The 1,729-nt window shown below is 40.6% G+C and carries 2 protein-coding genes; both read right to left on the bottom strand.

Features of this window, described 5'->3' with window-relative positions; all coding sequences use genetic code 11:
* Positions 1-91 precede the first annotated feature (91 nt).
* Complete coding sequence (locus A372_RS0100060) at positions 92-1,033, bottom strand: IS3 family transposase (protein ID WP_237728452.1); 942 nt, start codon at positions 1,031-1,033, stop codon at positions 92-94.
* Positions 967-1,656 carry a helix-turn-helix domain-containing protein gene (locus tag A372_RS0100055; protein ID WP_019418882.1) on the bottom strand — a complete coding sequence of 230 codons (690 nt, stop codon included), beginning with the start codon at positions 1,654-1,656 and terminating at the stop codon, positions 967-969. The genes A372_RS0100060 and A372_RS0100055 overlap by 67 nt, the downstream gene beginning before the upstream one ends.
* Between the last annotated feature and the right edge of the window lie 73 nt (positions 1,657-1,729).

Genomic DNA, 1,729 nt, shown 5'->3' with positions numbered 1-1,729 from the left:
TGAAGTGCTCCCTGTCAAGTAGACAGTGTAAAAAACAAAAATCGTTGGTTTATTTTCCTCAGCTCGGTTTAACAGAGCTGAGGTTTTTTCATTATGCAACTCGTCGGTATTCGTTAGGTGACAAGCCACCCAAACACTCTGTATAGCGGTAGTTGTTATAATAGCGAATGTATTCGTTAACATCTTTGAGGACATCTTCATAGGTATCATACTTTGTAAGATAATAGCTTTCTGATTTGTAAGTGCCCCAAAAACGTTCAATAGGTTGGTTGTCCAAGCAGCGGCTCACACGAGACATGCTTTTCATAAATCCGTATTTTATATGGAGTCGATTATACTCATGAGACGTGTACTGGAAGCCTCTGTCGCTTTGGAGAAGTGGGGTTACACCGGGATTCTTCTCGTAAGCCTTCTTCAGCGTATCCATCACGAGTTTATTGTTATTGGAATGGCTTAATACCCATGAAACAATGGAGTTATCGTATACATCAATAATAGCGCTTAAATAGGCTTTGCGACCATTTCCATACTTCAGTTCTGTCACATCTGTACACCACTTTGTATTTGGAGAGTGGGCATCAAAATTACGGTTCATTACATTTTCAGCTACATGGATCTCAGGGGCTTTCACGTAGTGCGGTCGCTTCTTGCGAATGATTGCTTTGAGTCCAAGAGCACGCATAATTCGGTAATAACGCTTTTTGTTGTACTTCTTTTTGAGCTTTCGGTTTAATTGAGTGTGCATTTGGCGATAGCCAAGTATTCCTTTTCGCTTGTCATAGCGAAGCTTCACTTCTTTGGCTAGCATATAATTCTCAAGTTCTCTGGCGGATGGCGTCCATTTTAACCACTTGTAATAGGCAGATCGAGCAACCCCTGCTAACGTACACAACTTTGTAATTGCGTAACCTTTTTCTTTGTTCAGTTCTTGAATCGCTTGATACAAGTCTACTTGTCGAACGAGGGTTAGCGTGTATTTCGTCGCTTGATCTCCGCCAACTTTTTTGCGAAGGTATTCTCCATCTCTAGGTATTCGTTTCGAGCCTCTAATTCCTTGATCCGTAGCTTAAGACGTTCATGCTCATCTAGTTCCTCTAAAGGCTTTTTGCGACCGCGATTGTCCTTAAGAGCATCCTCACTGCCTGCTTGATATTTCCGAGCCCAGGCGTACACCTGCTGATAAGATACACCGTACTTTTCGATCGCTTTCTGATAATCCAAACCATTAGCGATTGTATATTGTGCAATTTCAATGCGTTCTTCGAAAGTTGTTTTACGTCCTTTGTTCATATGAGATAGTCCTTTTCCTTTATGTGTAGGTTTCAATTCTATCTCATTAGTATACTTGGTAATCCATTTCCCCAAAACACTTCTACTCGAAATACGATGCTTCTTTGTCGCCTCTTCTACGGAGCAATGACCAGACAACACATCTTTAATAGCAGCAAGCTTCAATTCCTTTGAGTATGATTTCCACGTATTCCATTCCTTTAACCCATCCAAACCATCTGCTCTATATTTTCTTATCCATTCTTTAACTGTGTGTGAGCTAACCCCTAGCTGTTTCGCTTCATAGTTTGGATTTGATTTGTGCTCTAAGCATCGCTGTACGACATGTAATTTCGTTTCAAAAGAAATTGAACTTCTTTTAGACATCAGAAAAACTCCCATCACTGTAGCAGTAGAAGCTTTTGTTTTTCCTACTGTCTACTATGATGGGAGCATATCA

Source organism: Paenibacillus sp. OSY-SE (assembly GCF_000283315.1).
In the GTDB taxonomy this organism is placed as follows: Bacteria; Bacillota; Bacilli; order Paenibacillales; family Paenibacillaceae; genus Paenibacillus_B; species Paenibacillus_B profundus.
The sequence above is the reverse complement of the archived record's forward strand: the minus strand, read 5'-3'. Positions and strand labels throughout refer to the sequence as shown.

Coding starts and splice junctions, on each gene's coding strand:
- A372_RS0100055 (WP_019418882.1), bottom strand. CDS start 1,656: ATGTCTAAAAGAAGTTCAATTTCTTTTGAAACGAAATTACATGTCGTA.